Annotated in this window: 20 protein-coding genes; 6 read left to right on the top strand and 14 right to left on the bottom strand. The window is 72.2% G+C overall.

Annotated elements, in window-relative coordinates:
• Positions 1-125: 125 nt before the first annotated feature.
• Positions 126-494 carry a YciI family protein gene (locus tag ACIBQ6_RS40165; RefSeq protein ID WP_352324881.1) on the bottom strand — a complete coding sequence of 123 codons (369 nt, stop codon included), beginning with the start codon at positions 492-494 and terminating at the stop codon, positions 126-128.
• A gap of 157 nt (positions 495-651) precedes the next feature.
• Between ACIBQ6_RS40165 and ACIBQ6_RS40160 the strand changes: the two genes are divergently transcribed.
• On the top strand, positions 652-2,157 hold the full coding sequence (locus ACIBQ6_RS40160; RefSeq protein WP_397218379.1) for an MFS transporter: 1,506 nt from the start codon (positions 652-654) through the stop codon (positions 2,155-2,157).
• 8 nt (positions 2,158-2,165) lie between these two features.
• Here ACIBQ6_RS40160 and ACIBQ6_RS40155 read toward each other — a convergent pair whose 3' ends face one another.
• From ACIBQ6_RS40155 to ACIBQ6_RS40145, 3 genes are read right to left on the bottom strand one after another with little or no spacing between them, the layout of a single operon-like run.
• Positions 2,166-2,651 carry a GyrI-like domain-containing protein gene (locus ACIBQ6_RS40155; RefSeq protein ID WP_358282409.1) on the bottom strand — a complete coding sequence of 162 codons (486 nt, stop codon included), beginning with the start codon at positions 2,649-2,651 and terminating at the stop codon, positions 2,166-2,168.
• Positions 2,652-2,665: 14 nt separating this feature from the next.
• A complete protein-coding gene (locus tag ACIBQ6_RS40150) occupies positions 2,666-3,637 on the bottom strand; it encodes an RNA polymerase subunit sigma-70 (RefSeq protein ID WP_397218378.1) in 972 nt (323 codons plus the stop codon).
• Positions 3,598-4,416 carry a MerR family transcriptional regulator gene (locus ACIBQ6_RS40145; RefSeq protein WP_397218377.1) on the bottom strand — a complete coding sequence of 273 codons (819 nt, stop codon included), beginning with the start codon at positions 4,414-4,416 and terminating at the stop codon, positions 3,598-3,600. Before ACIBQ6_RS40145 ends, ACIBQ6_RS40150 begins: the two co-directional genes overlap by 40 nt.
• 111 nt (positions 4,417-4,527) lie before the next feature.
• Between ACIBQ6_RS40145 and ACIBQ6_RS40140 the strand changes: the two genes are divergently transcribed.
• From ACIBQ6_RS40140 to ACIBQ6_RS40130, 3 genes are read left to right on the top strand one after another with little or no spacing between them, the layout of a single operon-like run.
• Complete coding sequence (locus ACIBQ6_RS40140; protein ID WP_397218376.1) at positions 4,528-5,205, top strand: TetR/AcrR family transcriptional regulator; 678 nt, start codon at positions 4,528-4,530, stop codon at positions 5,203-5,205.
• Positions 5,165-6,652: an AMP-binding protein gene (locus ACIBQ6_RS40135; protein ID WP_397218375.1), complete on the top strand. Its 1,488-nt coding sequence runs from the start codon at positions 5,165-5,167 to the stop codon at positions 6,650-6,652. The genes ACIBQ6_RS40140 and ACIBQ6_RS40135 overlap by 41 nt, the downstream gene beginning before the upstream one ends.
• Complete coding sequence (locus tag ACIBQ6_RS40130; protein ID WP_397218373.1) at positions 6,649-7,377, top strand: enoyl-CoA hydratase/isomerase family protein; 729 nt, start codon at positions 6,649-6,651, stop codon at positions 7,375-7,377. The genes ACIBQ6_RS40135 and ACIBQ6_RS40130 overlap by 4 nt, the downstream gene beginning before the upstream one ends.
• 244 nt (positions 7,378-7,621) lie before the next feature.
• Here the strand turns inward: ACIBQ6_RS40130 and ACIBQ6_RS40125 are convergent, their stop codons facing one another.
• From ACIBQ6_RS40125 to ACIBQ6_RS40110, 4 genes are all read right to left on the bottom strand, one after another.
• Entirely contained in the window at positions 7,622-8,257 is a 636-nt protein-coding gene (locus ACIBQ6_RS40125; RefSeq protein WP_397218372.1) for a PH domain-containing protein, read from the bottom strand.
• On the bottom strand, positions 8,254-9,327 hold the full coding sequence (locus tag ACIBQ6_RS40120; protein WP_364338267.1) for an adenosine deaminase: 1,074 nt from the start codon (positions 9,325-9,327) through the stop codon (positions 8,254-8,256). Before ACIBQ6_RS40120 ends, ACIBQ6_RS40125 begins: the two co-directional genes overlap by 4 nt.
• Before the next feature lie 167 nt (positions 9,328-9,494).
• Positions 9,495-9,845, bottom strand: a complete 351-nt coding sequence (locus ACIBQ6_RS40115) for a cupin domain-containing protein (RefSeq protein WP_397218371.1) — start codon at positions 9,843-9,845, stop codon at positions 9,495-9,497.
• Positions 9,846-9,850: 5 nt separating this feature from the next.
• On the bottom strand, positions 9,851-10,453 hold the full coding sequence (locus ACIBQ6_RS40110) for a hypothetical protein (protein WP_364338266.1): 603 nt from the start codon (positions 10,451-10,453) through the stop codon (positions 9,851-9,853).
• 124 nt (positions 10,454-10,577) lie between these two features.
• Here ACIBQ6_RS40110 and ACIBQ6_RS40105 point away from each other — a divergent pair, with 124 nt between their 5' ends.
• Positions 10,578-12,446: a hypothetical protein gene (locus ACIBQ6_RS40105; RefSeq protein WP_397218370.1), complete on the top strand. Its 1,869-nt coding sequence runs from the start codon at positions 10,578-10,580 to the stop codon at positions 12,444-12,446.
• An 89-nt stretch (positions 12,447-12,535) separates the two neighbouring features.
• On the opposite strand, the gene ACIBQ6_RS40100 is transcribed toward ACIBQ6_RS40105, so the two are convergent.
• Positions 12,536-13,942 carry an MFS transporter gene (locus ACIBQ6_RS40100; RefSeq protein ID WP_358282391.1) on the bottom strand — a complete coding sequence of 469 codons (1,407 nt, stop codon included), beginning with the start codon at positions 13,940-13,942 and terminating at the stop codon, positions 12,536-12,538.
• 87 nt (positions 13,943-14,029) lie between these two features.
• On the opposite strand from ACIBQ6_RS40100, the gene ACIBQ6_RS40095 reads away from it, so the two are divergent.
• A complete protein-coding gene (locus tag ACIBQ6_RS40095) occupies positions 14,030-14,425 on the top strand; it encodes a MarR family transcriptional regulator (protein WP_358282389.1) in 396 nt (131 codons plus the stop codon).
• Between the two features lie 79 nt (positions 14,426-14,504).
• Here ACIBQ6_RS40095 and ACIBQ6_RS40090 read toward each other — a convergent pair whose 3' ends face one another.
• From ACIBQ6_RS40090 to ACIBQ6_RS40070, 5 genes are read right to left on the bottom strand one after another with little or no spacing between them, the layout of a single operon-like run.
• On the bottom strand, positions 14,505-15,776 hold the full coding sequence (locus ACIBQ6_RS40090) for a thymidine phosphorylase (protein WP_358282387.1): 1,272 nt from the start codon (positions 15,774-15,776) through the stop codon (positions 14,505-14,507).
• A gap of 2 nt (positions 15,777-15,778) precedes the next feature.
• Positions 15,779-16,174 (bottom strand): cytidine deaminase, encoded by a 396-nt coding sequence (locus tag ACIBQ6_RS40085; RefSeq protein WP_352324863.1) that lies wholly within the window; start codon positions 16,172-16,174, stop codon positions 15,779-15,781.
• Positions 16,171-17,460, bottom strand: coding sequence for an ABC transporter permease (locus tag ACIBQ6_RS40080; RefSeq protein ID WP_358282385.1), 1,290 nt, complete (start codon positions 17,458-17,460; stop codon positions 16,171-16,173). The genes ACIBQ6_RS40085 and ACIBQ6_RS40080 overlap by 4 nt, the downstream gene beginning before the upstream one ends.
• Positions 17,457-18,599, bottom strand: a complete 1,143-nt coding sequence (locus tag ACIBQ6_RS40075; RefSeq protein WP_352362017.1) for an ABC transporter permease — start codon at positions 18,597-18,599, stop codon at positions 17,457-17,459. Before ACIBQ6_RS40075 ends, ACIBQ6_RS40080 begins: the two co-directional genes overlap by 4 nt.
• Positions 18,599-20,206: an ABC transporter ATP-binding protein gene (locus ACIBQ6_RS40070; RefSeq protein WP_397218369.1), complete on the bottom strand. Its 1,608-nt coding sequence runs from the start codon at positions 20,204-20,206 to the stop codon at positions 18,599-18,601. The genes ACIBQ6_RS40075 and ACIBQ6_RS40070 overlap by 1 nt, the downstream gene beginning before the upstream one ends.
• Positions 20,207-20,223 lie beyond the last annotated feature (17 nt).

Raw genomic sequence — 20,223 nt, 5'->3', positions numbered from 1 at the left:
GGCCCGCCCCCACCCCCCCCGCCCCAGGGGGGGGGGGGGGGGGCGCCGCGCCCCCCCCCCCCCCCCCCCCGCCCGCCGCCCCCCCCCCCCGCCCCCCCCCCCCCCCCCCCCCCCCCCCCGCCCGGTCACATGTCGGCGCCCGCCGAGAACATGATCGGCCGGACCTCGATCGCCAGGCCCTCGATCTGGCTGTCGGGGATCATCCCGGCCAGCTCGATCGCCCGCTCGCGGCTCTCGCAGTCGACGATGTAGTAGCCGCCCATGTACTCCTTGGCCTCCAGGAAGGGGCCGTCGGTCACGGCCGGCAGGCCATTGCGGGTGCGGACGACGGCGCTGGTGGACGGGTCGCCGAGCGCCTGCGTGCCGATCATCTCGCCGGACTCCTGGATCGTCTTCATGAACGCGCCGTGGCCGCTCATGATCAGCTCGCGCTGCTCCTCGCTCAGGGTGTCCATGACCTGCTGGTTCACCTGCATGATCAACAGAAACTTCATCGTCTCTCCTCGTGGTCGGGCGAGTTCCGTCGTGCCGTGGTCGGAGCCGGCGCGTCCCTCTCGACATGCCCCGCGAAACTTTTCCGGAAAGCACGTCGAGCGCGCGAGCCGGGCTCCGACCTCCTGGTGAAACGGACGACACCAGGAGGCTCCCGACATGCCGCATCTCACCGAGACCGCCGCCGAACCGAGGGCCGGGCGGCGTGAATGGGCCGGGCTGGCGGTGCTCGCCCTGCCCACCCTGCTCGTCGCGGTCGACATCAACGCGCTGTTCCTGGCGCTGCCCAGGCTGAGCGTGGAGCTGGGGGCGAGCGCCGTCCAGCAGTTGTGGATCATCGACATCTACGGGTTCATGGTCGCCGGGCTGGTGATCACGATGGGCGGCCTCGGCGACCGCATCGGCCGCCGCCGGCTCCTGCTGACCGGCGCGGCGGCCTTCGGCGTCGCCTCCCTCGTGGCGGCGTACGCGGCCAGCCCCGCCATGCTGATCGCCGCCCGTACGGTGCTGGGCGTCGCCGGCGCCACGCTCATGCCCTCCACGCTCGCGCTCATCACCAACATGTTCCGCGACGCCCGGCAGCGCGGCACGGCCATCGCCGTCTGGGCCACCTGCCAGTTCGCCGGGGCCGCGCTCGGGCCGGTGGTCGGCGGGCTGCTGCTGGAGCACTTCTGGTGGGGGTCGGTGTTCCTGATGGCCGTCCCCGTGATCGCGGTGCTGCTCGTGGGCGGCGTGCTGCTGCTGCCGGAGTTCCGCGACCCGGACGGCGGGCGCATGGACCTGGCCAGCGTCGCGCTGTCGATGCTGGCGATCCTGCCGGTGGTCTGGGGCGTCAAGGAGCTGGCCGCCTCGTCGGCGTCGGCCGGGCCCGGCGCGCCGCTCGCCGCGATCGCGGTCGGTCTCGCGTTCGGGGCGGCGTTCGTACGGCGGCAGCTCACGCTCGACGCTCCCCTGCTCAACCTGCGCCTGTTCGCCCAGCGTCCGCTCACCCTGATCCTGACCGCGCTCGTGCTGGCGGGCATCGCCATGGCGGGCACCGGGCTCCTGGTCACCCAGTACCTGCAGTCGGTGCTGGGGTACACCCCGGCGCAGTCGGCGCTGTGGTTCGCGCCCATGGGGCTCGGCGTCGCGCTGGGCACCACGCTGACCCCTGCCCTGACCCGCCGCGTCGCCCCCCGCGCCGCCGTCATGGGCGGCCTGACGCTGTCGGCCGCCGGGGCGGCGCTGCTCACGCAGGCCGAGGCCGGGCTGCCGGTGGTGATCACCGCCATCACCGTGCTGGCGCTGGGCACCGGCCCGCTGTTCGCCCTGGGCACGGGGATCGTGGTCGGTTCGGTGCCGCCCGAGAAGGCCGGGTCGGCGGCCTCGCTGGCCGAGTCGGGCAACTTCCTGGGCGGGACGCTCGGCCTGGCCCTGCTCGGCACGGTCGCCGCGGCCGTCTACCACCACGCCCTGCCCGCGGACGTGCCCGACGCGGCCAGGGAGACCCTGGCGGGCGCGGCGGCCGTGGCCGGAACGCTCGCCCCGGCGCGGGCCGCCGAGTTGCTGGCGGCCAGTCACGCCGCGTTCTTCAACGGGATCGTGGCGATCGGCCTGGCGGGCGCGGTCCTGTTCGTGCTGGCCGCGCTGCTGACCTCGCTGCTGCCCCGCGCGAACGCGGCGTGACGGCCGGCTCAGGCCAGGCGGAACTGCAGGTCGATGTCCCAGTTGTTCAGGTCGGGCTCGATCCGCGGGTCCGTCTGGTAGAGCTCCAGCCGGCAGCCCCAGTGCTCGGTGCCGTCCTTCTCGGTCATGTCCCAGGTCAGGCCCTGCTCGGCGGCCCACGTCAGCACCGACTCGATGACGCCGGAGAGCTGGTCGGGGTGCCCGTGGTGGGACTCGGTGACGAAACGGCCCGCGGGCAGCGTGCCCGCGTGGAACTCGCCCTCGCCCTCCACGGGCTCGGTGACGGGCACGCCCGCCTCCACCACCAGCCGGTCCTGCGGCATGTCGATGCTGTGGTACCGGAAGAACGGGGCTCCGGCCATCGTGTGCCCGCGCTCGGCGAGCCAGCCGATCATCTCCGCGATCCGGTCCCCGACGAGGCCGAAACTGGTCATCGTGATGGTCTTCGTGATCCCGAGGTAAGGACGCTCGGGAAGTTCGACGATCTGTGGCATGTGTCTGTCCTCCTTCACCTGTCAGTACGGAGCGGCCGGCCGATACTCATCGGCAGGCCGGAGAACGGCACGAGCCGGGGATCGAGAAAGGTGGTCACGCCGGTGACGACTCCGCCGCCGATCTCCAGGACTACCAGGGCGAACGCCTCCCCGTCCCGGTACTGGGCGAAGGCGGGCGCGCCGTTGGCCCCGACCGGCAGCAGGCGGGTGCCCTCGCAGGGCGCCCCGGCGGCCAGCAGGACCGCCCTGATCGCCTCCCGGCCGCGCAGCCACCACGCGAACGGCGGCATCGACATCGTCGCGTCCTCGTGCAGCAGCGAGACCAGCGCGGCCACGTCGTACCGCTCGAAGGCGGAGACGTAGCGGTCGAGCAGCCTGCCGTCGACCGCGGCGTCCTCCGGGGCGTCCTCAGAGGCGACCGCGGGGAGCCGGGCGCGGGCCCGCTGCAACGCGCTGTTCACGGACGCGACGCTCACCCCCAGCAGCCCCGCCACCTCGGCGGCCTGCCACTTCAGCACGTCGCGCAGGATGAGCACGGCCCGCTGCCGCGGCGGCAGCCGTTGCAGCGCGGCCACGAACGCCAGCCGCACGCTCTCCCTGGCCACCGCCAGCTCCGCCGGGTCGGCCGGCAACACGCGCCCGTCGGGCACCGGCCACACCCAGGCGTCCCCCGGCAGCGGATCGCCGAGCGGGTCGCCGGGACGCGCCGGCGGCCCGAGGTCCATCGCCCGCGCCCGCCGCTGCGGCCCGCGCAGCATGTCCAGGCAGACGGACGTGGCGAGCCGGAACAACCACGGGCGCAACGGCCCCCGCCCGGGCTCGTACGTGCGCCACGCCCTGACGAACGCCTCCTGCACCGCGTCCTCGGCCTCGAAGCCCGAGCCGAGCATCCGGTAGCAGTAGCCGGTCAGCTCGACCCGATGGTGTTCCAGCTCGCTCGCCTCCACTACGCCGCGGCCACCTCGATCTGCAGCTCGTGCACCCATTCCGCGCGGTCCTGCGGGCAGTGCAGCGACACCTCTCTCGCCAGGGCGAGCGAGCGGTAGCCGTTCTCCTCGATCCAGTGGGCCAGGGCCTGGAAGGTCGGTCCGACGGCCTCCATCGGGCCGTGGTGGATGATCGTGGCCGCCGTGCCGATCGCGGGCAGGTCCCTGATCTCGAAGTCGTGGCGGGGGTCGGGGTCCACGTTGACCGGCAGGCAGGCGTGGACCATGACCGAGCCGTCGTCCTCCTGGCGGTAGTAGGCCAGGCCGGGGCCGGCCACCCGGACGTCCGCCCGCTCCACGCGGGCGCAGATCTCCTCGAACAGCGGCCCGATCACCGGGCCGACGTCCTCGCCCTCGTAGCTGGCCGCCCTGGCGCCGAGCTGCGCGACCCGGACCGGGTCGATCTTCTTCAGCACGACTTCCGCGGTTCTCATGTGCCCCTCCGTCTCGATGCTGCGGAGTCTCGCCTCGACGCCGCGCAGCCTGGCCAGGTCGGCGTTGATCTGCGCCTCCAGCTGGGCGCGGCGCAGCCGTACCATGCCGTGCAGCTCCTCGGTGCTGACCTTCTCGTCCAGGATCGTCCGGACCTGTTCCAGCGTGAAGCCGAGGTCCTTGATGGCGACGATCCGGTTGAGTCTGGCCAGTTGCGCGGCCTGGTAGGACCGGTAACCGGTGAGCGGGTCCACGTGCGCGGGGCGCAGCAGGCCGATGGCGTCGTAGTGGCGGAGCATGCGTACGGACACGAGCCCCAGCCGAGCGAAATCTCCGATGCTGAACATGTCGGGTCCAGAAGTAGGGGCTCACACGGTGTCAGAGTCAACCTATGGCGATTTCTAGGGACATGGGGTAATTTCCAGCGTAAGAAGCAACCGAACGTTCGTTAGGTCGCCATGGACGTGGACCCACTGCTCCGAATCAGGACGGCCGCGGTGCGGCTCTTCGCCCAGCAGGGCTACGCCGCCACCGGCATCAGAGACCTGGCCAGGGCGGTGAACCTGACCAACGCCGGCGTCTACCACCACGTCCACAGCAAGGAAGCCCTGCTGGCCGGCCTCATGCGGACCGGCCTGCAAGGACTGATCGACTCGACCGCCCGCGTCCTGGACGGGGCCACCCGTCCCGCCGACCGCCTCGCCCTGCTGATCACCTCGCTCACCGCCCTGCACGCGCTCACCCCCCTGACCAGCCGCGTCATGGACGGCGAGCTCCGCTCCCTGACCCCCGGCTCGCCCGCGCACACCGAGGTCATCGCCCTGCGCGACGCCTACGAGAGCCACTGGACGAGCGCCCTGGCCGACGGCGTCGCCGAAGGCGCCTTCCACGTCGCCGACCAGAAGCTGACCCGCCTCGCCCTCATGTCCATGTGCACCGGCACCAGCGAGTGGTACCGCCCCGACGGGGACTCGACGCTGGAGCAGGTGTGCGCGGAGTTCGTCACGATCGGCCTGGCCGCCGTACGCGCCGCCGGCCCGGTCGTGGCGCCCCTCGATCGACGCCTGCTGCCCGTCTTCCCGTGGGAGCCGCCGGATGCACACCACGATCCCCGACCTGCTGAGGCACGCCGCTAGCACGTACGGCGAGCGCGAGTTCCTCCGTTTCCCCGCTTCCTCACCCGCCCTCCCGGCGGCCTCGCTGAGCTTCGCCGAGGCCGACGCCGTCTCCGACCGTCTGGCCCGCGCGCTGGCCGGCCAGGGGGTACGCCCCGGCGACCGGGTGGCCGTCATGCTGGACAACGAGCCGTGGTGGCCGTTGAGCTGGTTCGCCGTCCTGAAGGCGGGGGCGGTCACCGTCCCCGTGAACGTGCGGTACCAGGCCGCCGACCTGGAGCACGTCCTGCGCGACTCCGGCGCGGTCGCCACCCTGACCGGCGCGGAGCACGCCGCGCGCGTGCCGGGCGTGGTGCACCTCGTGGACGAGCTGACCGACGGCCCACCTCTCGACATATCCCTCAGCGCGGACAATGTCGCCAATTTTCAGTACACGTCGGGGACGACGGGGTTCCCCAAAGCCTGCCTGCTCACCCACGACTACTGGGTCAGGACCGCCCGCGTCGTCGCCGACCTCGTCCGCCTGCGCGACGACGACGTGCTGCTGATCGCCCAGGCGTACTCGTACATGGACCCTCAGTGGACCACCCTGGTCTGCCTGCTCGGCGGCATCCCGCAGGTGGTGCTCCCCCGATTCTCCGCATCGGGCTTCTGGCCCGCCGTCCGGGAGCACGGCGCGACCCTCACGTACGTGTTGGGCACCATGCCGCTGCTGATGCACAAGCAGCCGCCGAGCCCCCTCGACCGCGACAACCGGATGCGGCTCGTGCTCTGCTCGGGCATCGCGCCCGGCCTGCACCGCGCGTTCGAGGAGCGCTGGGGCGCGCCCTGGCGCGAGCTGTACGGCTCCACCGAGAGCGGCTGCGACCTGATGGCCGACCCGGACGCCGACGACACCGTCGGCACCGGCGCGCTGGGCACGCCGCCGCCCGGCAAGGAGGTCCGGCTCGACGAGGAGACGGGCGAGATCCTGGTCCGCGGCACGCCCATGATGACCGGCTACTGGAACCACCCCGAGGCCACCGCGCACGCCTTCCGCGGCGGCTGGTACCACACCGGCGACCTCGGCGTCCGCGACGCGCGAGGCCGCATCCGGCACGCCGGGCGGCTGAAGGACATGGTCCGCAGGGGCGGTGAGAACATCTCGTGCGCCGAGGTCGAGAGCGTGCTCGCCGGGCACCCCGCGGTCCTGTCCGCGGCCCTGGTGCCCATCCCCGACGACCTCTTCGGCGAGTTGCCCAAGGCGTTCCTCCAGCTCCGCCCCGGTCACGCCGCCGACGCCGGCACGGCCGCCGCCGTCATCGCCCACGCCAGGGAACGCCTGGCCCGCTTCAAGGTCCCGGCGTACGTGGAGTTCGTGGAGTCGTTCACGCTCACCCCGTCCGCCCGCATCGAGAAGCGTCACCTGCTCCGCCCCGGCCGCGACCAGCGCGCCGCCCCCGCCATCCCCACGGAGGACCCGGCATGATCGACGTGACCGTACGCGACGAGGTGGCCCTGATCACCCTCGCCCGCCCCGAGAAGCTGAACGCCCTGACCGCCGGCATGCGCAAGGACCTGGCCGCGGCCGTCCGCGCGCACGGCCGCATCGCCAGGGGCATCGTGATCACCGGCGCCGGCCGGGCGTTCTCGGCCGGCGAGGACATCGCCGAGGCGGCGGGCAAGCCGCTGGAGGCGGAGGTCGAGCTGTTCCACGACATGACCAGGGCCGTGCTGGAGACCCGGGTGCCGGTGGTCGCCGCGGTCAACGGCCTGGCCGTCGGCGGCGCCGCCGAGTGGACGCTCTGCTTCGACAGCCGCATCGGCGCCCCCGCCGCCGAGTACTTCTTCCCCGAGAACCACCTCGGCCTGTCGATCTCGAACGCCGCAAGCCACCTGCTGCTCCGGCTGGCCGGCGGCCGGGCGCTGCGGCTGGTGCTGGACTCGGCCCGGCTGAACGCCGCCGACGCGCTGGCGGCCGGGCTGCTGGACGAACTCGTGCCCGCCGAGGAGCTGGTGGAGACGGCGATCGCGCGGGTGCGCCACTGGACCCGGCCGGGCACCGCCACCGCCGTGCACCTGGGGCTGCTGCGCCCGCCGCTGGCCGAGGTCGAGCGCGCCTTCGAGGCCGAGACCGTGGCCGCCCGGCAGGTGGAGCAGTCGGGCCTCGCCCAGGCCGGCATGACCCGCTTCCTAACCCGCCGAACCCCCTGACCCGCCACCCCCTTGACCCGCCACCCCCTTGACCCGCCAGGCCCCTGACCCGCCGAACCCCCTGCCCCACCGGGCCCCTCAGCCCGCCGAACCCCCTGCCCCACCGGGCCCCTCAGCCCGCTGAACCCCCTGCCCCACCGGCTTCTGACCCGCCGGGCCCCTGATCTGTCGAACCTCCCGACCCGACGGGCCCCCACCCGCCGGAGCCCTGCCCCTCCGGCCCTCGCCTAAGGGCCGGGGGCGGTCAGGCGATGACGATGGCGGCGATGATCAGGGCGACCGCGACCACGAGGACGGCGATCGAGTCGTAGGACCAGGTGACCTTGACCGGTGCCGCCGCGGCCGCCGGGTCCGCGCGGCGGTGGGCGGCCTCGGCGCGGTCGCGGATCTGGTCGCCCACGAAGTCGGCGTGGGTCTTGCCGGTGAACGCCTCGGCGGCGGCCTGCTCGGCCTTGCTGACCGTGGCCTCGACCCGGAACCGGCCGCCCCGCTGGGGCTTGGGCACGCCGCGCCGCTGCGCCTTGGACCGCTCTCTGGCGCTGCTCATGGGCGTCCACAACCGCAGCACCTGCTCGTCAGCGCCCTCGCCGCCGTAACGGACCGCGATGGAGTGGGTGACCGTCACCTCGCCCACGGACGCCCACGGCAGGAACGTCGTGCGCAGTGGGTTGCGGGCCAGCAGCCCCTCCTCGGCGACCACGGTGGCGGGCCGGACCGCGATCGCGTAGACGAGCGCCGTCATCGCCCCGAGCACGGCCAGCGCCACCATGGACGGCTTGCCGTTGTAGTGGGCCGTCAGGTCCCACACGTTGAACGCCACGAAGACCAGCCAGGCGCAGCCCAGCACGAACCCGGTCTTGGACCGGTAGGTGTGTTTCACGGCTGCCACTTGATCTGCGCGAACCCCGGCTTGATCACGCCGTTGATCAACGCCAGCCGCTCGTCGAACGGCAGGAAGGCCGACTTCATCGCGTTGACCGTGAACCACTGCAGGTCGTCCCAGCCGTAGCCGAACGCCTCGACCAGCTTGGCGAACTCAAGGGACACGCTCGTCGAGCTCATCAGCCGGTTGTCGGTGTTGACGGTGACCCGGAAGTGCAGCCTGCGCAGCAGCCCGATGGGGTGCTCGGCGATCGAGTCGGCGGCCCCGGTCTGGAGGTTGGACGTGGGGCACATCTCCAGCGGGATGCGCTTGTCGCGCACGTACGCCGCCAGCCGCCCCAGCTTGGCCGACCCGTCGCCGGCCACGGTGATGTCGTCGATGATCCGGACGCCGTGGCCCAGCCGGTCGGCGCCGCACCACTGGATGGCCTGCCAGATCGACGGCAGCCCGAACGCCTCGCCGGCGTGGATCGTGAAGTGCGCGTTCTCCCGCTGGAGGTATTCGAAGGCGTCGAGGTGCCGGGTGGGCGGGTAGCCGGCCTCGGCCCCGGCGATGTCGAACCCCACGACCCCGACGTCACGGTAGCGGACGGCCAGCTCGGCGATCTCCATCGAGCGGGCCATGTGGCGCATCGCGGTCAGCAGCGTGCCGACCCGGATGCCGCGCCCCTGCGAGCCCAGCGTGAACCCTTCGAGCACCGCCTCCACCACCTGGTCGAGGCTCAGCCCCATGGTGGTGTGCTGCTCGGGGGCGAAGCGCACCTCGGCGTAGACCACGCCGTCGTCGGCGAGGTCGCGGGCGCACTCGGCGGCCACCCGGACCAGGGATTCGCGGGTCTGCATGACCGCGACCGTGTGGTCGAAGGTCTCCAGGTAGCGCTCCAGCGAGCCGGAGTCGGCGGCCTCCTCGAACCAGAGGCGCAGATTGTCGGGGTCGGTGGAGGGCAGCCGCCCGTAGTCGATCTCCCGTGCGAGCTCGACGATCGTCTCGGCGCGCAGCCCGCCGTCGAGGTGATCGTGCAACAACACCTTGGGAGCCTGCCGGATCTTGTCAAGCGTGGGGCTCATCTGGCCATGATATGAGCACACTCCTCCGCCGCCGCACACGTCGCGCCCGCCTGTGGACAACCCTCCCGGCACACCCGTGAGGCACGCCCGGCCGGTCGGTCGGTCGCGGCCGGTCGGTCGGTCGCGGGCGGCCGGTCGGTCGGTCGTGGGCGGTCGGTCGCGGGCGGTCAGTCGCGGCCGGCGCTCTCCGGCGTGAAGGCGGGCAGGCACACGGCGACGTACTCGGCGCCGTCGGGGCCCACGCTGTAGCGCACCTTCTCCCCCGGCGACGTCACCACCGACTGGCCCGCGCCGACCTCGACCGTGCCGCCGTCGTGCTCGACGAGCAGGCTGCCGCGCAGGATTACGGTGTACTCGGTGAACGACGGGGTCTGGGCGGGCTCGGCCCAGCCGGGCGGGGCGGTCATGTGAGCGATCGAGACCTGCTCGTCGCCGCTGTTGACGCGCCCCACGTGCTCGTCGATGATCTTGCCGCCGGGGACGGGGATGCGGGTCGGGCCCTCGATCTTTCTCACCACGGCCTTCAGTGTGCCACGTCGAGCACCAGCCGGCTCGGCGCGGACTGCTCCTTCACCCGGAAGCCGGCCCGGCGGGCGAGCGCCAGGCCGACGCCCACGCGTCCCTCGAAGTCGCCGGTCCTGACGACGTGGGAGACGTTCCTGAGGCCGGCCCGGTAGACGGGCCCGCCCTTCCAGGTGGGGTAGCCGTCGTCGTCGTGCGCGTTGGCGGGGAAGAGGGTGAGCTGCAGGTACGCGCCGCCCTGGACGCCCATGGGCTCGCCGGAACCGTCCTGGAGGAATTCGTCCACCCATTTCACCTTGTAGCCGGGGATGTCGCCCTTGAGGTCGATCACCACCCGGTCGTAGCCGTCGTGGGTCGCGTACCGGACGCCGGTGACCACGGCCGGGTCGAGGCCGTCGCGCTCGACGTCCACCTCGGCGGTGCTGGTGGGGACGTCCGAGGGGGCGCTGCGGGGGGTGGCGGTGCCGGGACCGGTGTCCGCGGGGGTGTCCAGCCGGGCGGTCTGCGAGGAGGTGCCGCACGCGGTCAGGACGGCGAGGCAGGCGAGCGGGACGGCGAGGCGAAGGCGCGACGACCGCTCGCCGGCCGGGGATGACGGGCGCATGCCCGGTAGATGCCCAGCCCACGGGCCTGCAAGCGGCTTGGCGGCGGATCGGCCCGGGTTTCCCGGGCACTTCCGCGGAGCCGGGACTGCCTCTACGCTGATCAACCTCCAAGGAGTCATACAAGTGAGCAAATCCCACGACTTATCGGCTTTTCTGGCGTCTTATGGGCCCTCTTTCGCTCGCACGGCCTACCTGCTGACGGGCGACGCGGACAAGGCCCGCGAGCTGGCCACCGCGGCCCTCGTCGCGTCCTGCCGCCGGTGGTCCGCGATCCGCTACCACCGCCCGGCCGACGCGGTGCTGCGCGAGCTGTACGGACGGTTCCTGGGCGCGACGGGCGCCCCCTGGCCGGTCCCGGAGGGCCAGTTGCTCGCCGGACTCGCCCCGAGGACCCGCGCGGCCGTCGTCGTCACCTTCCACGACGTGCTGAGCCTGCCGCACGCGGCCCAGGTCACGGGCCTGTGGATCGGCGCGCTGGACGACGAGCTGCGACGGGCCCGCGATCAGCTCCGCGCCACCCACCCGACCTTGTTCGAGAACCCCGCGGATCTGACCAAGGACCCCACGGACCCGCCCGAGGACCCCGCGAACCCGCCTGAGAAACGCGCGAACCCGTCCGAGGAACGCGCGGACATGGCCGAGGGTCGCCAGGGCGACCGGTCGAGGAACGGCGCGACGTCCGCCTCCCCCTGGACGCTCGCCCCCGCTCCTGAACCCACCGCCCCCTGGACGCTCGCCCCCGCTCCCGAACCCACCGCCTCCTGGACGCTCGGCCCCGCTCCCGAGCTCGCCGCCCCGGCGGCGGGCCCCCACGACGCCGCTCCCGGGGATCCGGCCCTGCGGGCCGCCCTGCTCGGCCTGGCCGCCGGGATGCCGCGCGCCGGCCTCGCCGACCTCGCCGACCTCGCCGAGACCGTGCTGCGCCGGGTCACGGCGCGGCGCAGGATCCGGGCGTCGGTGTGGACGTTCGCCTCCCTCGGCCTGGTCGCCGCGATGGTCGCGGCGGCCGCCGCGGGGCTGTCCGCGCTGGCCGCCCGCATGGACGAGGCGACGGCCCGCTCCCCCATCGGCCCTGGGACGCGGGCCCCCGCCCAGGAGATCCGCGACCCGCTGCCCGCCGCGCTCCCCGACCCGGTCCGCTTCGCCTACCCGGGCTACTGCCGCGACGCCGAGGCCGACGCCCGCGACCCGCAACCCTGCGGCCAGTGGGTGCTCACGACCCGCTCGGGTGCGGAGTGGCGGCTGCCGGACGCGCGGGCCGGCTACGACCCGGCCACCGGCGAGTACATGCCGCTGGCCCTCAGCCAGGACGGCCACCGGCTCCTCTACCAGAACCCGCAGGGCCGTTACCTGGTCCACGACCTGCCCACGGGCGTGGTCAAGCGCATCGACGCCACGGCCGGTGACGGCGAGGCGCACATCAGCTCGTCCCCGGACGGCCGTTATTTCGCGCTGTCCTTCGGCGACGCGGACGACAGCGCGGTGCTCGACTTCCGCACGGGCACGACCCGCACGGTCCGCGGCGCGGACGTCGAGATCCTGGCCGTCCACGACGACGGCACGCGGGTGGTCGCCGAACGCCGGGACACCACCGCCGTCCCCGGCCACGCCTCCGTCAGCACACTCAGGCTGGACGGCGCGGGCGCCCGTACGAAGGGCTTCCGGATCGACCCCGCCCTCATCGAGCACGGCGCCGCGCTCGCCCCCGACGGCCGCTCCCTGGCCCTGGTGACGGCCGACGACCGGCTGGTCACCATGGACGCCCGCACCGGCCGCGTCACCGGCCCCCGCCCCCGCCTGGACGTCGACGACCTCGAAGTGATCAGGGTGGAGCGCTGGCTGAGCCGCGACAAGGTCCTCGTGCGCCTGTGGGCCGAGGAGGACGTCCACCTGGTCCAGGTGGACGTCCGCACCGGCGAGAGCGCCGACCTCGGCGACTCGGCGACGGAGTGGATCGACTACTCCGACCCGCTCGGCGCCCTGGAGAGATGAGGAAGGCCCCGGAGAGATGAGGAAGGCCCCGGAGGAATGAGGAAGAGGGCCCCGCCCCCGGCGGAACCCTCTTCCCGATCACAGGGAGGTCAGACGGCCTCGAAGACCTTCACGTCCTCCGCCTCGACCGCGGCGGCCTTGCGCGAGCGCAGCCCGGTGGCCGAGATCACCAGTCCGACCAGGGCCAGCACCAGCGCGACCACGATCGCCGAGCGCAGCGCGCCGATCGACAGCGTCTCGCCGCCCGAGGTCAGCACGGCGGTCACCACGGCCAGCACGATCGCGCCGCCGACCTGGCCGGAGGTGTTGAGCAGCCCGGAGGCCAGGCCCTGCTCGTCGTCGTCCACGCCGGTGGTGGCCTGGATGTTCAGGGAGGGGAAGGACAGGGCGAACGCCACGCCGATCAGGACCATGCCGGGGATCACCAGACCCCCCAGGCTGGGCGTCTCGTCGATGCCGAGGAAGATCGCGTAACCGCCGGCCAGGGCCGCGGCGCCGATGACGATCAGCTTGGCGGTGCCGAACCTGTCGGCGAAGTCACCCATCTTGGTCGAGGTGACCGCGACGAGCAGGCCCGCGGGCAGGAACGCCATGGCCGTGCCGAGCGCCGACCAGTGCAGCAGGTTCTGGAAGTACTGCATGGCCACGAACTGGAAGGCCACGTACGAACCCATCAGGATGAGCAGCCCCAGGTTGGCCCGGACGATGTGGCCCGAGCGCAGGATGCCGAGCCGCACCAGCGGGTGCTTCAACCGCAGCTCGGTGAGGACGAACAGGCCGAGCAGCACCGCCACGGCCACCAGCGAGCCGATCGTCCGGAACGAGACCCAGCCGACCTCGGGAGCCTGCACGACGGTGAAGACCAGCAGCAACATCGAGGCGGTGATCAGCACGGCGCCGACGAGGTCGTGGCCGCCCTCGGCCCGCTCCTCCTGGACCTTCGGCAGCACCTTCAGCGCGGCGATCAGCGCGATGACCGCGACCGGCACCGGCATGAGGAGCGTCCACTGCCAGCCGAGCCCGGTCAGCAGGCCGGAGAGCACGAGGCCGAGCGAGTAGCCGCTCGCGGCGCAGGCGGTGAAGATGCTCAGTGCCTTGTTGCGCTCCGGGCCCTCAGGAAACGTGGTGGTGATGATCGACAAAGCGGCGGGCGCGGTGAAGGCGGCGGCCACACCCTTGACGAACCGGGCGGCGATCAGCAGGCCCCCGTCGTCCACGACACCACCCAGCAACGACGCGACGGCGAAGACGCCCAGAGCGACCAGGAACACCCTGCGCCGCCCGAGCAGGTCGGCGGTCCTGCCCCCGAGCAACAGAAGACCGCCGTAGCCGAGCACGTAGCCGCTGACCACCCACTGCAGGGAAGACGTGCTGAGGCCCAGATCGTGCTGGATGGCCGGCAGGGCGACACCGACCATGGAGACATCAAGGGCGTCAAGGAAGATCACTGCACAGAGCACGGCGAGCGCGCCCCAACGGGATGAGGAAGAGGACATGAGTCAGAACAATACATGCAGCAGCATCTAATGCAAGCGCATTTAATGTCGTTGCATGAAACTTCCCGAGATGGTAACCTCCGCGACATGGACGAGGAGTTCGTGGTCGAGACCTGGCATTACGTCCTGGCCAAACACGCGAAGGCCATGTGCGCGCTGGAGCGGGAGCTGGGCGAGCGGCACGGGCTCGGGCCCAGCGAGTTCGAGGTGCTCGACCGGATCGTCCACCACGACAGGAAGCTGCGCATCCAGGAGCTCTGCGAAGAGGTCCACCTGAGCCAGAGCGCCCTGTCCAGGGTCGTGGCCAGGCTGGAGAAGAGCGGGTTCGTCACCCGCGGCACGTGCGACTCCGACCGCCGGGGCGTGTTCGTCTGCATCACCGACGAGGGGCGCGCCCGGTACACCGAGGCGCTGCCCACGCAGCGCGCCGTGCTCGCGGGCGTCTTCACCGACGTGCCCGAGGTCCCCGCCGTCACCACCTAGCAGGTACGCGGCCAGGGAAAAGCGGCGGCGGCCGTCCCCGGGCAGGGGTCCGGCCGCCGCGCACGCGTGCTTCCGGCGGTCAGCCGATGCGGTCGATGACCAGGGGCAGCAGCTCGCGCCCCGACTCGGCGACCTCGTAGCCGCCGTCCAGCGCGTCCAGCGCCCGCTCGAACCTGGCCGTCTCGTCCGCGTGCAGCGTCAGCAGCGGCTGGCCCGCGCGCACCAGGTCGCCGGGCTTGGCGTGCAGCACGATCCCGGCCCCGAACGACACCGGGTCCTCCTTGCGCGCCCGTCCGGCGCCGAGCCGCCAGGCGGCCAGCCCCACGGCGTACGCGTCGAGATGGGCCAGCACGCCGGACGACGGCGCCGCCACCGTCATGCTCTCGGCCGCCCGCGGCAGGACCGCGTCGGGGTTGCCGCCCTGGGCCGAGATCATCCGCCGCCACGCGTCCATGGCCGAGCCGTCGCGCAGCGCGTCGGCCGGGTCCTTGCCGGAGACCCCGGCCGCCGCCAGCATCTCGCGCGCCAGCCGTACGGTCAGCTCGACCACGTCGGACGGGCCGCCGCCGGCCAGCACCTCGATCGACTCCTCGACCTCCAGCGCGTTGCCCACCGCCCGGCCGAGCGGCCGGTCCATGGCCGTCAGCAGGGCGACCGTGCGCACGCCCGCGTCGCTCCCGAGCGCGACCATGGTCTCGGCCAGCTCGCGGGCGCTCTCGGTCGTCTTCATGAACGCCCCGGAGCCCACCTTCACGTCGAGCACCAGCGAACCGGTGCCCTCGGCGATCTTCTTCGACATGATCGACGAGGCGATCAGCGGGATCGACTCGACGGTGCCGGTGACGTCGCGCAGCGCGTAGAGCTTCTTGTCGGCCGGGGCCAGCCCGGAGCCCGCCGCGCAGACCACCGCGCCGGCCGTGCGCAGGACGTGCAGCATCTGGTCGTTGGAGAGCGAGGCCAGCCAGCCCGGGACGGACTCCAGCTTGTCCAGGGTGCCGCCGGTGTGCCCGAGCCCGCGCCCGGACAGCTGCGGCACGTACGCCCCGCACGCCGCCACCAGGGGCGCCAGCGGCAGCGTGATCTTGTCGCCGACGCCGCCCGTGGAGTGCTTGTCGGCCGTGGGCCGGTCGAGCATCGACCAGTCCATGCGCTCGCCCGACCGGATCATGGCCTGCGTCCAGTCGGCGATCTCGCGCCGGTTCATGCCGTTGAGCAGGATGGCCATGGCCAGGGCGGACATCTGCTCGTCGGCCACGTCACCGCGGGTGTAGGCGGCGATCACCCAGTCGATCTGGGCGGTGGTGAGCTCGCCGCCGTCGCGCTTGGCGCGGATGACCTCGATGGCGTCCATGGTCACGAGCTCCTGCTGAGGTCGTCGGGGCCGAACGCGTACGGCAGGATCTGCGCCATGCGCTTGGGGCCGTCGACGGTCTCGACCAGCAGGTTCTCACCGCCGAACTCGTACAGCAGCTGACGGCAGCGCCCGCACGGCATGAGCAGCTCGCCGTGGCCGTCCACGCAGGTGAAGGCCACCAGCCGGCCGCCGCCCGACATCTGCAGCGCCGACACCAGGCCGCACTCGGCGCACAGGCCGAGCCCGTACGAGGCGTTCTCGACGTTGCAGCCGGTGACGATCCGGCCGTCGTCGACGACCGCCGCCGCCCCCACCGGGAACTTGGAGTACGGCGCGTAGGCGTTGCGCATGGCCGTGGCGGCCTCGGCGCGCAGGCCGTCCCAATCGATGTTCAATGTTGATCCCCCCGACGGAAGCGTACGCCGTCGGCCTTGGGCATCCGCAGACGCTGCGAGGCGACCAGGAGCACGAGCAGCGTGAGCACGTGTGGCGTGATGAAGACGAACTCGCCCGGCAGCGTCTCCACGGTCCGCCAGAGCCAGAACAGCAGGAGCGCGCCGACCGCCGCGGCGGCGATCACGGTGTAGTCCTTGACGCCCCTGGCCACGATCTCGGCCGGCTGGCTCGGCACGACCAGCCTGCGGATCTGCAGCGCGAGGTAGACCACCAGCAGCAGCGCGCCGAACAGGAAGAACGTGGTGACCGCGTTGGCCTCGCCGGAGCTGCGCAGTTGCAGGCCGCTGGCGTAGCCGAACAGGGACGAGCCGGCCGCGAGCCCGCCGGGCCGCCAGTTGCCGAAGATCATGGCCGCCAGGCCGATGAAGCCGCGTCCCTGCGTCTGGCCCTCGACGTACTTGTTGGAGACGAAGACCAGGAACACGCCGCCGAGCCCGGCGAACGCGCCGGAGACGACGACCGCGAGGTACTTGATCCGGTAGACGTTCACGCCCAGCGACTCGGCCGCCCACGGGTTCTCCCCCGCCGACCGCAGCCGCAGCCCGAACGACGTGCGCCAGAGCACCAGGTACGTCACCGGCAGCAGCAGCACGGCCAGGATGATCAGCGCGTTCACGTCGTGGGTGAGCCCGCGCAGGATGCCGGCCAGGTCGGAGAGCAGGAACCAGTGGGTGCTCTCCAGCTTGCCGAGCAGGTCTGGGCCGTCGGACAGGACGGGCAGGCTCACCTCGGGCGCGCCCGAGCTGATCGCCGGCGAGGTGGTGATGCCGGCGCCCTTCGCGCTGGCCGAGGTGCCCTCGCCGTAGAGGACCTCGGACAGGAAGCGGGTGATGCCGGGGCCGAGCAGGTTGATGGCGACGCCGCTGATGATGTGGTCGACGCCGAACGTGACGGTCGCGATCGCGTGGATGAGCCCGCCGAGCGCGCCGCCGAGCAGCCCGGCGACCAGCGCGGCCACGGCGCCCCACTGGTATCCGGCCCAGCCGGCGAACCAGGTGCCGAGCACCATCATGCCTTCGAGGCCGATGTTGACCACGCCGGCCCGCTCGGCCCACAGGCCGCCGAGACCGGCCAGGCCGATCGGCACCGCGAGCAGCAGCGCCGCGTTGAACGTGCCGGAGGAGGTCAGGTCGTCCTGGCCGGAGATGATCCGCACCAGCGACAGCAGCAGGATGAGCGCGGCGACGCCGAGCAGCGCCAGATGGTATTTGCCGACCCTGCTCATGCTGCCACCTCAACCGGTCTGTTCGTGTCGAGCTGCCGGGCGGCCCGCTGCTCCTCAAGCCGCATGGCGATGCGGTTGGTCACCTCGTTCGCGATGACCACCAGCAGGACGATGACGCCCTGGATGATCGTGATGACCGACGACGGCACGTCCGCGATCTGCAGCGCGCCCTGCGCCCGGTCGAGGAAGGCGAACAGCAGCGCGGCGATCGCGATGCCGACGGGCTTGTTCCTGCCCAGCAGCGCCACCGCGATGCCGAGGAAGCCGAGGCCGGCGGTGAAGTTGGAGTTGAAGGCGCCCTTGTCGCCGAGGATCTCGGGCAGGCCGATGAGCCCCGCGATCGCGCCGGACAGCACCATGGCCGCGATGACCATCTTCTTCGGGTTGACGCCCGAGGCGAAGGCGGCCGGGCCGTTGAGCCCGCTGGCCTTGACGTTGAAGCCGAAGCGGGTGCGCTCCAGCACGACCCAGACCACCAGGCCGAGCACGACGGCCACGAGCAGGAAGCCCCACACGCCGCCGCCGCGGGTGGGCGCCAGCAGCCCGAACCAGTCGAAGACGAAGTTCAGGTTGGGGAACATGGCCGACTCGGGCAGCTGCGGCGTGGTCGTGGTGAGCTGGCCGGCCGCCCGCTGGCCCGCGAACGGGCCGCGGACCAGGTAGGAGGCCAGGGCGATGGCGATGTAGTTGAGCATGATCGTGGAGATCACCTCGTTCACGCCGCGGGTCACCTTCATCACCGCGGGGATCAGCGCGTACGCGCCGCCCACGACGGCCGCGACCACGATGATCACGAGGATCTGGATCGGCTTCGGCGCGGTGAACGTCGAGCCGACGTAGGCCGCGCAGATGGCCGCGATGCGGTACTGGCCCTCGACGCCGATGTTGAACAGGTTCATGCGGAAGCCGACGGCCACCGCCAGACCCGCGATGAACAGCGGCACCGCCCGGTTGAGGAACGCCGCGATGCCGTTGGACACCGAGCGCGCGGTCTCGCCGAAGTCGAAGAAGGCGGCGAACGCGTCGATCGGGCTGGCGCCCGCCGCGATGATCGCCACGCTGGAGATCGCGATCGCCAGGATGATGGCGACGACGGCGCCTGCGACGGTGAGCAGCGCCCGGTTGAGCCCGGCGGGCATCACGTCTCCTCAGTGCCGGCGATGGCGCCGGTCATGTAACCGCCAAGCCGCTCGGGCGTGACGTCGGAAGGATCGAGTTCGGCCACGAGCCGGCCGCGCAGGATGACCCTGATCGTGTCGGACAGGCCGATCAGCTCGTCGAGATCGGCCGAGATCAGCAGCACGGCCAGGCCGGCGGCCCGCGCGTTGCGCAGGTGGTCCCAGATGGCGGCCTGGGCGCCGACGTCCACGCCGCGGGTGGGGTGGGCGGCGATGAGGAACGAGGGCTCGCCGCTCATCTCGCGTCCGACGATCAGCTTCTGCTGGTTGCCGCCGGACAGGGCCAGGGCCAGGGTCTCCACGCTGGGGGTGCGCACGTCGTACTCCTTGACGATGCGCTCGGTGTCGGCCTTGGAGGCGCGGCGATCGACCCAGATGCCGCTGCGCGCCGGGGGCCTGGTCTGGTGGCCGAGCACCCGGTTCTCCCACAGGGACGCCTCCAGCAGCAGGCCCTGCCGGTGGCGGTCCTCGGGGATGTAGCCGATGCCGGCCTCCCTGCGCTTCAGCGTGGACCAGGCGCTGATGTCCACGCCGCCCAGGGTGATCGTGCCGTGGGCGGGACGCATGCCCATGATCGCCTCGATCAGCTCGGACTGCCCGTTGCCCTCGACGCCGGCGATGCCCAGGATCTGGCCCGCGTGGATGTCGAAGGAGACGTCGTCGAGGATCAGGCGCTTGCCCTCTTCGCGCAGTTTGTCGACGTACAGGTCGACGGAGGTGCCCCTGGGGACGGCACGGAAGCCGTCGGCCTCCATCGTCAGCCGCGACACGCTCAGCGTGACGCTCTCGCGCACGGTGGACTCGCGGGTCTCCGGCGTGGGCAGCTCGCTGCCGACCATCAGCTCGGCCAGCCGGCGGGCGGTCACCTCGGCGGGGTTGACGCTGGCGACGGTGGTGCCGCGGCGGATCACGGTGATCGCGTCGGCGATGTTCAGCACCTCGTCGAGCTTGTGCGAGATGAAGATGACGGTCAGGCCCTCGCCCTTGAGCTCGCGCAGGTTCTCGAACAGCTCCTCGACCTCCTGCGGCACGAGGACCGCCGTGGGCTCGTCGAGGATGAGGATGCGGGCGCCGCGGTAGAGGACCTTGAGGATCTCCACCCGCTGGCGGTCGCCGACGCCGAGGTCCTCCACCAGCGCGTCGGGGTCGACGCGCAGGCCGTGGCTGCTGGCCAGCTCGGCGATGCGGGCCCGCGCCCTGCCGGTGTCGAGCACGCCGGCCCTGGTGGGCTCGGCGCCGAGGACGATGTTCTCCAGCACGGTGAAGTTGTCGGCCAGCATGAAGTGCTGGTGGACCATGCCGATGCCGACGTCGATGGCGTCGCTGGGGGTGCGGAAGCTGACCTCCCGGCCGTTGACCCTGATCGTGCCCTCGTCCGGCTTCTGCATGCCGTAGAGGATCTTCATCAGGGTCGACTTGCCCGCGCCGTTCTCCCCGACGATCGCGTGGACCGTGCCGGGTTCGACGGTGATGCGGATGTCGTGGTTGGCGACGACGCCGGGGAAACGCTTGGTGATGCCCTCCAGCTCTACGGCGGGTTGCACCGCGGCGAGGGTGTCCGAGCTCATTTCGCCTCTCCTAGAGC

The sequence above is a fragment of the Nonomuraea sp. NPDC049655 genome, assembly GCF_044465465.1.
Taxonomy (GTDB): domain Bacteria; phylum Actinomycetota; class Actinomycetes; order Streptosporangiales; family Streptosporangiaceae; genus Nonomuraea.
This window is presented reverse-complemented; position numbering and strand designations above follow the sequence as displayed.

What these genes read in the sequence shown, in the direction of transcription:
- ACIBQ6_RS40165 (WP_352324881.1), bottom strand. Translation starts at nt 494, where the DNA reads ATGAAGTTTCTGTTGATCATGCAGGTGAACCAGCAGGTCATGGACACC.
- ACIBQ6_RS40160 (WP_397218379.1), top strand. Translation starts at nt 652, where the DNA reads ATGCCGCATCTCACCGAGACCGCCGCCGAACCGAGGGCCGGGCGGCGT.
- ACIBQ6_RS40155 (WP_358282409.1), bottom strand. Translation starts at nt 2,651, where the DNA reads ATGCCACAGATCGTCGAACTTCCCGAGCGTCCTTACCTCGGGATCACG.
- ACIBQ6_RS40150 (WP_397218378.1), bottom strand. Translation starts at nt 3,637, where the DNA reads ATGGGTGCACGAGCTGCAGATCGAGGTGGCCGCGGCGTAGTGGAGGCG.
- ACIBQ6_RS40145 (WP_397218377.1), bottom strand. Translation starts at nt 4,416, where the DNA reads ATGTTCAGCATCGGAGATTTCGCTCGGCTGGGGCTCGTGTCCGTACGC.
- ACIBQ6_RS40140 (WP_397218376.1), top strand. Translation starts at nt 4,528, where the DNA reads ATGGACGTGGACCCACTGCTCCGAATCAGGACGGCCGCGGTGCGGCTC.
- ACIBQ6_RS40135 (WP_397218375.1), top strand. Translation starts at nt 5,165, where the DNA reads ATGCACACCACGATCCCCGACCTGCTGAGGCACGCCGCTAGCACGTAC.
- ACIBQ6_RS40130 (WP_397218373.1), top strand. Translation starts at nt 6,649, where the DNA reads ATGATCGACGTGACCGTACGCGACGAGGTGGCCCTGATCACCCTCGCC.
- ACIBQ6_RS40120 (WP_364338267.1), bottom strand. Translation starts at nt 9,327, where the DNA reads ATGAGCCCCACGCTTGACAAGATCCGGCAGGCTCCCAAGGTGTTGTTG.
- ACIBQ6_RS40110 (WP_364338266.1), bottom strand. Translation starts at nt 10,453, where the DNA reads ATGCGCCCGTCATCCCCGGCCGGCGAGCGGTCGTCGCGCCTTCGCCTC.
- ACIBQ6_RS40100 (WP_358282391.1), bottom strand. Translation starts at nt 13,942, where the DNA reads ATGTCCTCTTCCTCATCCCGTTGGGGCGCGCTCGCCGTGCTCTGTGCA.
- ACIBQ6_RS40095 (WP_358282389.1), top strand. Translation starts at nt 14,030, where the DNA reads ATGGACGAGGAGTTCGTGGTCGAGACCTGGCATTACGTCCTGGCCAAA.
- ACIBQ6_RS40090 (WP_358282387.1), bottom strand. Translation starts at nt 15,776, where the DNA reads ATGGACGCCATCGAGGTCATCCGCGCCAAGCGCGACGGCGGCGAGCTC.
- ACIBQ6_RS40080 (WP_358282385.1), bottom strand. Translation starts at nt 17,460, where the DNA reads ATGAGCAGGGTCGGCAAATACCATCTGGCGCTGCTCGGCGTCGCCGCG.
- ACIBQ6_RS40075 (WP_352362017.1), bottom strand. Translation starts at nt 18,599, where the DNA reads ATGCCCGCCGGGCTCAACCGGGCGCTGCTCACCGTCGCAGGCGCCGTC.
- ACIBQ6_RS40070 (WP_397218369.1), bottom strand. Translation starts at nt 20,206, where the DNA reads ATGAGCTCGGACACCCTCGCCGCGGTGCAACCCGCCGTAGAGCTGGAG.